The sequence below is a fragment of the uncultured Duncaniella sp. genome (assembly GCF_910578445.1).
Taxonomy (GTDB): Bacteria; Bacteroidota; Bacteroidia; order Bacteroidales; family Muribaculaceae; genus Duncaniella.
In genome coordinates this window covers 1-5,910 of the sequence record NZ_CAJTQC010000048.1, presented here as the reverse complement: position 1 = coordinate 5,910, position 5,910 = coordinate 1, and the positions used below count along the sequence as shown (strand labels likewise).

The following is a 5,910-nucleotide window of genomic DNA, read 5'->3' as shown; positions in this document are numbered from 1 at the left end:
CAAGCACTCGGTCGAGTTTCTCGGAGAGACCGCTTACCACATGTGGCAGCTGGTCAAAAGTGATTTTGGAAGTTTCCATTTTTACTTTGGGTTTTGGGTTTCGTTTGAAATTCTAACGCAAAGTAAAAGAGTGAGTTGGGGGTTATCAACTTAACCATCCTCACTACCTCAAAATAACCATTTAGCAAGTGTTAACCCGCTGAAAAACAGAATCAAAAAGATAAGATTATTTGTATGGTGAAAATATGGAAAAAGGAGTGATTTCCCGGTTATCTGATGCTTATCACTCCTGACCGAACTTATGATGTCGATTGATTATGTAGAAGTACGTGAAAAGTATTAATTTTGCATTATGAAAACATCATCAGATAATCACATCAATAGACACTGGCTTGTTTTTGCAAACGCAAAACGATGTAATCACTATGCTTCCTTAGTGGAAACCGGATTCATTAGTTGAAAAAAGGCAAGAAATAATTTTGCTATCGGCGATATTGTATATGTGTTCAGTTCCGCAGAGCGTAAGATTATTTTCAAGACAGTAGTAACCGCTATTGAGGAACGATCTGATAGTAAATTCTGGGTTGAAAATGCGCCTAAAGATATAACTTGGCGTTTGGAGGCGATTCAGGAATTTACAGGGGATACCTTGGACGAAGATTCATTGAAGAAGTACGGTTTCAAAGGTGGTAGAAGTCTTCAACATCCCATGTGTAATAATCCTGAATTATTTGAATATATTGAAGAGCAATTTGATAACTGTCACTAAAACAAAAAAGCGAATAACTCAGGCATTAGCCATTGTTATTCGCTTTAGTATTGCGAGTGAGCTTATTATGCTCTATTTAGAATGTCGAGGTTGATGTTGCCGTAACGCTGGAAGTGCTTGAAAAGCTTATCCATCTGGTCGTTGGTGTGGATGGGAATACGCTCCTTGTTGGACTTCTTTTCTCGTAGTTTCTGCTCGATTGTGCGGATATGGGTGTTCTCGAAAGGTTTCTCAAACACTTTCTTTACAAATCGGGCGATTACGCCTCCTTGCAGTCGAAGGAATTTGCCGACATTATATCCCAGATGCTTCAAATCCTCTTTTGTCAGGTGGTTGCTCCTGAGATTCACCGGTGTGAACGGCGGCATGGCATTGACAGTCCATATCTTGGCATTGTGATGTAGTTTCTGTAACTCATCGGCTTCGAGATAGGGTTGCATCATGAATGTGATGTAAGCACAGATAAATTCTATCTGGGCGAGGCTGAATTTCATATCTTCTTCAGCGAGTTCGGCATGTGCGGCGTTGCACTGTTCATGTTGCAGTAACAGTTGCTTCTGAATTTCAGAATGTTCCTTGTCTGATTTCAATGCTTTCAGAGCGGCTTCAATCTGGTCGGAATAATAGACATCGCCATTTGCATCAATGTAAGCTTCTTCCTCCCATTCCTCTATGCGTATCTTGCCGTCATCCTGCTTGATGCGGTTTTCTTTGGCAGTCTTGGTAAAGCAACCGATTGTATCATCACTTTTGGGATATGCACGGACACGATAGATACCGAGTTCCAGCTCTTTCCTTATATGCTTGGGCTGGAGATTTACCCATTCATTGTATAGCGTATCCGATTCCAGAACTTCCTCAAGTCCATGGCCACCGATATAATCCTCAAAATAAGGATATTCGCCACGGGCTTCATCCCGCTCTTGAAGGCTTCCGTACTCGGTGATATTGTCCTCAAGATTATCGAAGACGACATCATCAATATCTATGGCTCCGATTTTTATTCTTGTGCCATCTTCAAGTGTCAGATATTCGACATCTTCCTCGATTTCTTCATTGGAATCCACCTGAAAAGTATTCTCCGGACAAATTTCAGTTTCAAGGTCTTGCGCTGGGGCAGAACATTCCATAATGGAAGATTCCGGCTCTTCTACTGTGGGTATGGCAATCTGTTCACCGGTGGTAGTCTCGGCAATAGCCATGATTTCACGGCGACGAAAAAGAGATTGAAGGCGGTTGAACACATCTTCGATTACCGATTGGAAACCGCAATATAGACCGATTGAAAGGACAAAGAAAACGGCAAAGAGTACATTGCCGGTAAATTGGTCTGTGCCAAAACGGTGAATGGCAGCGTGGCGACCAAGTAAAGCCATGATGCCACATCCGGCAACAACGGCACTCCAGATAAAAATTTTGTCCCGGGTCCGGGTACTGATAATGGCTGTTAATCTATTGATTTACAGCCATTATCTCTTTTACAAGGTGTACTAAAAGTGTACTATCGGCGAAAATCGAGCCATTGAGGAACAAACGGTTTTAGGATTTTTAAGTGGCGTTAGTTATATTTAATTCGATTCCATTTGATTAATTAACCGTTTTTTAGCCTTTGAATTATAGTAAACTGCAATATTGTATGTATCTTTGTATTCGGTTTGGCAAAGGCCAACCATTACATTTCGAAAACATAAGAAGCGTTATGCTTATCTTGTAATTGGAAACGTAGGAACTTTTCGAGCGTGCAATGATAGCATAGTGGTTCTCACGCATATGCGTGGGTCACTATTGTTACATCTGCACGGCAGGTTTCCTACGACCTCCAATTACGACGTGGCATAGTTGGCTCACGTTTTCTTTCACTAATAATAATCTCTCCATCGAGCCAACTGAGAAATATCAACATGAAGAAAATCTTAGTATTTATAGTTTTTATTGTATCGGCAGTCTATACGTACTCGCAAAACAACTCAATAGCCGACAATCCGGCTGATGTGCAGACGAGCATCAGTAGTCATAGTCCACAGCAGCTCCCGCCAATGCTGATGAATGATGCCTACAAGAATACCCCGGAATGGGGCAAATATAAGGCATTGCGTGCCGTTGGCTGGACTACATTCAGCGTTGGCATGACTGCTACCGGAGTCGGGGCTATCGTGTCATTGGCATTGAGCAGTATTCATGGTTCTAACCATGATAAAACTCAAGCCGGGCCAATTATTATATATTCGGGTCTTGGTTTGACGGCAGCAAGCATACCGATTCTGGTGAGTGCCTATCATTATAAGAACAAGGCCAAGAAGATAGGCATGAGCATGGGCGTGACTCAACTCTCAGCACCAACCTTCGGCCAAAATCTATCATACACTCCTGCAATGAATTTTACTATTTCTTTTTAATTAGTAATAGTCAAAAATATGAAAAACGGCTATCTCGCCAAATTAGCGTGGATAGCCGTTTTTATTAGTAGATTAGTATCGAAGTCCTCGGCTGAAAGTTTGTTTTAGGCGTTGCCATTGCTCTTTGAGCCACTGGAACACACGGGTACCGTTGATGTGGAGGTGAAATTTGTTGTCGGTTGGATTGCGCTTGATTTGCACCTCTGCGTTGGACACATCGAAATCTTGACGGTATGTTTCCGAATGTATGGTTGCTCCCTCCTTAAAATATCGCGGCTTCTGGTCAAGCAATGCACGGGTTACAGTGTCCGACAAACCGACCTCTCGGCATTCTCTCGCCGCCTCCAACATCGGGAGCACATCGGGGAAGAACGTGTTGAGGTCGGTTTCCAGATAGTTGTGTATCCGGATAGTGGAGGCTTCACTCTCCTTTTGTCTGCGGAGGTTGTCGGATAGGTTGGACATCTCACGGCGAAAGTCCTGCTCCCTTGCCTCGACACGGTCTTTCAGCTCCCGGATTTCATTATCCTTCCGTGCAACCTCGGCTTCAAGCCGCTTGGTCTTGCTCCCGGTGAAGATGTTGGCGATGTTGCTGACGGCTTCTTTCCGTTGTGCGTCACGCTCGGCTTTGGCTTCATCACGTTCACGCATGGCGGTTTCTGCCTCCTGCCGTGCCTCGGTGGTCTGTGCCTCGTATGCCTTTTTCTCGACGGTCAGCCTTTCGGTGTCCGCTGCAAGATTCTCCCGCTGTGCCGAAAGTCTTGTGGCTTCTTCCGAAAGTCCGGCATTGGTATAGGCAAGCGATTTGTTTTCGGCGGCGAGAGAAGAATTTGCCTCGGTCAGCCGGGTGTTCTCGGAATAGAGTTCGCGGTTTGTCTGCCGGATTTCCTCGTTTACCTGCCTCAACTGCTTCTTTTGAGCGTCAAGGGCGATTGCGCTGCATTCAAGATGACCGACCTTGCTCTCCAACGATTTCTTCTCCTTGTCGAGTTTCTTTTTCTCGGTGGAGAGTTCGGCAACATCCTTTTCAAGTCCGGCTTTCTCCCGCTGGCATTGGCGGTAGTATTCGTGTTGGTCTATGTGCCGTGCTTCCGAACCCCGGATACCTCGCTCCAATCCGTACTTCGCCATTGCCTCGGCATAGAGGTCTTGGTAACGGCTCATCGCCTTACGCTCCATTATGTCGTCTGCACACAGCCGGGGGCGGTTGGTCGGCTTGGTGCGGTAACGCTTCTTCACCGCCGCTTCCCTCGCTTTCTTTTTTCTCTCGGTGGTGACAATCGGAACGACCGCTATGTGCAGGTGCGGTGTGCGCTCGTCCATGTGCAGGGATGCGCCGACAACATTGTCGCTGCCGAATGTGTCACGAACCCACTTGATGTTGTCGGCTATCCATTGGTCGAGTTTTCCGGCGTCGATGATTTTCTGCATACCCTCGTTGTCGGAGGTCATCACCATGTTGAGGCAGCGCACCTGCCGGTCGGAGATTTTTCGGGTTATCCCGGCGTTGGCTATGCGGTATTCGACAGCCGCCGCAAGCCCGGTTATCCCGTCGGGATACTCGACCAGACCGTAGCGGTTGAGGTGCGTTCGCCCCGGGTCTGCGTTGTCGGGATGGGAGCTGCGCTCGATATGCTTGGCTATCGAGTTCAAAGACGAGTTCGCCTTGATGATGTGGAACACTGCGTAGCTCATAGGCGGACGAGTTTAAGTTGCGGAGCAATCGGAGTGTACGGCTTTCTGTTAAGCCGTTCCGGGGATTGACCTACGGTCTTTCCCCGGCTGCACTCGGCATAGTCCGGGCAAGCCCGGCTCTGCCCTCGTTGGCGCGGGGATTCCAAAGGGGTTGACCTCTTTGGCATATTGGGGATATTTTCAGCGTATCGGAACGATATGCGGCTCGGAAAATTCCCTAATATGCTAAGGAATTTCCCGCATGGCTGTAATTTCCGTGCGCGGCAGCACGGATGGGACTGCTCCCCGGATATGGGTCGCTGGGCGGTAAACCACTGTAACGGGTATAGTGGTACACCGAGAAAAAACTCTGTTGTCATCATTTCAAATTCAGGGATAACCCCCGTGCATTCCTTGCACTCTTGCACGGTCGGGAGTGTGCAAAAGTGCAAGGTGTGCATGGGGTAAATTCAAAGTTTGGAATAAGAGCCGTAGGCATCGCGGGTGAAGAAAACGCCCCGTCTGTCACGAAGGAATTTCTTGAACGTGCGTTCCGCCATACCGCATTTCCCGGCTATGGCAACTCCCTCGGCGGTGGTGAACGTGGCGGGCAGTTCCGACATCACGGCAAGCTGCACATCGGTCAGCGCGTCCTCGCCGATGATGCCCTGCACCCTTGTCGCCGTTACTCGGAAATACTCAGTCAGACGGATTGCCCTATCGACCGTAGCCGCTTCTATCGCCTTTTTCTTTTTTGCCCCGCACGCCCAGTCGGAGAGGGCAAGAAGAAGGCAGAACCGCACGGCATAGATTTCAAGTTTGCTCGCAATTGCCGTGAGCGTGTCGCTCCCCTCGGCGTTGCACCGCTCGGTCGATTCATTCTGCCAGGAATAGAGGCGTTGGAGCGCGTCCGGCGAGAACGGCACACCCTCGGGCATTATGTCGCCGCCGCTGTCAGCCGCAGGAACAATCCCGGTCAGTTTGCCGACAATCTCACGCCACGCCGAAAGGATGTCGAATGAGGGCGATTTTCTCTCGCTGTTCCATTTCGCCTTTGTCTGGTCGTCCGGC

5 protein-coding genes are annotated in these 5,910 nt (G+C 47.9%); 2 read left to right on the top strand and 3 right to left on the bottom strand.

The window, feature by feature from the left end; all coding sequences use genetic code 11:
- The first annotated feature begins 502 nt into the window (after window positions 1-502).
- A complete protein-coding gene (locus QZ311_RS11960; RefSeq protein ID WP_297068377.1) occupies window positions 503-769 on the top strand; it encodes a hypothetical protein in 267 nt (88 codons plus the stop codon).
- A 65-nt stretch (window positions 770-834) separates the two neighbouring features.
- On the opposite strand, the gene QZ311_RS11955 is transcribed toward QZ311_RS11960, so the two are convergent.
- On the bottom strand, window positions 835-2,145 hold the full coding sequence (locus QZ311_RS11955; RefSeq protein WP_297068374.1) for a hypothetical protein: 1,311 nt from the start codon (window positions 2,143-2,145) through the stop codon (window positions 835-837).
- 525 nt (window positions 2,146-2,670) lie between these two features.
- Here QZ311_RS11955 and QZ311_RS11950 point away from each other — a divergent pair.
- Complete coding sequence (locus QZ311_RS11950) at window positions 2,671-3,165, top strand: hypothetical protein (RefSeq protein ID WP_160659016.1); 495 nt, start codon at window positions 2,671-2,673, stop codon at window positions 3,163-3,165.
- Between the two features lie 72 nt (window positions 3,166-3,237).
- On the opposite strand, the gene mobV is transcribed toward QZ311_RS11950, so the two are convergent.
- Together mobV and QZ311_RS11940 are read right to left on the bottom strand one after the other, a co-directional pair.
- Window positions 3,238-4,860, bottom strand: coding sequence for a MobV family relaxase (mobV, locus tag QZ311_RS11945; RefSeq protein ID WP_160659015.1), 1,623 nt, complete (start codon window positions 4,858-4,860; stop codon window positions 3,238-3,240).
- A gap of 449 nt (window positions 4,861-5,309) precedes the next feature.
- The coding region (locus QZ311_RS11940) for a DUF3987 domain-containing protein (protein ID WP_297068365.1) at window positions 5,310-5,910 on the bottom strand (601 nt) is incomplete at its 5' end.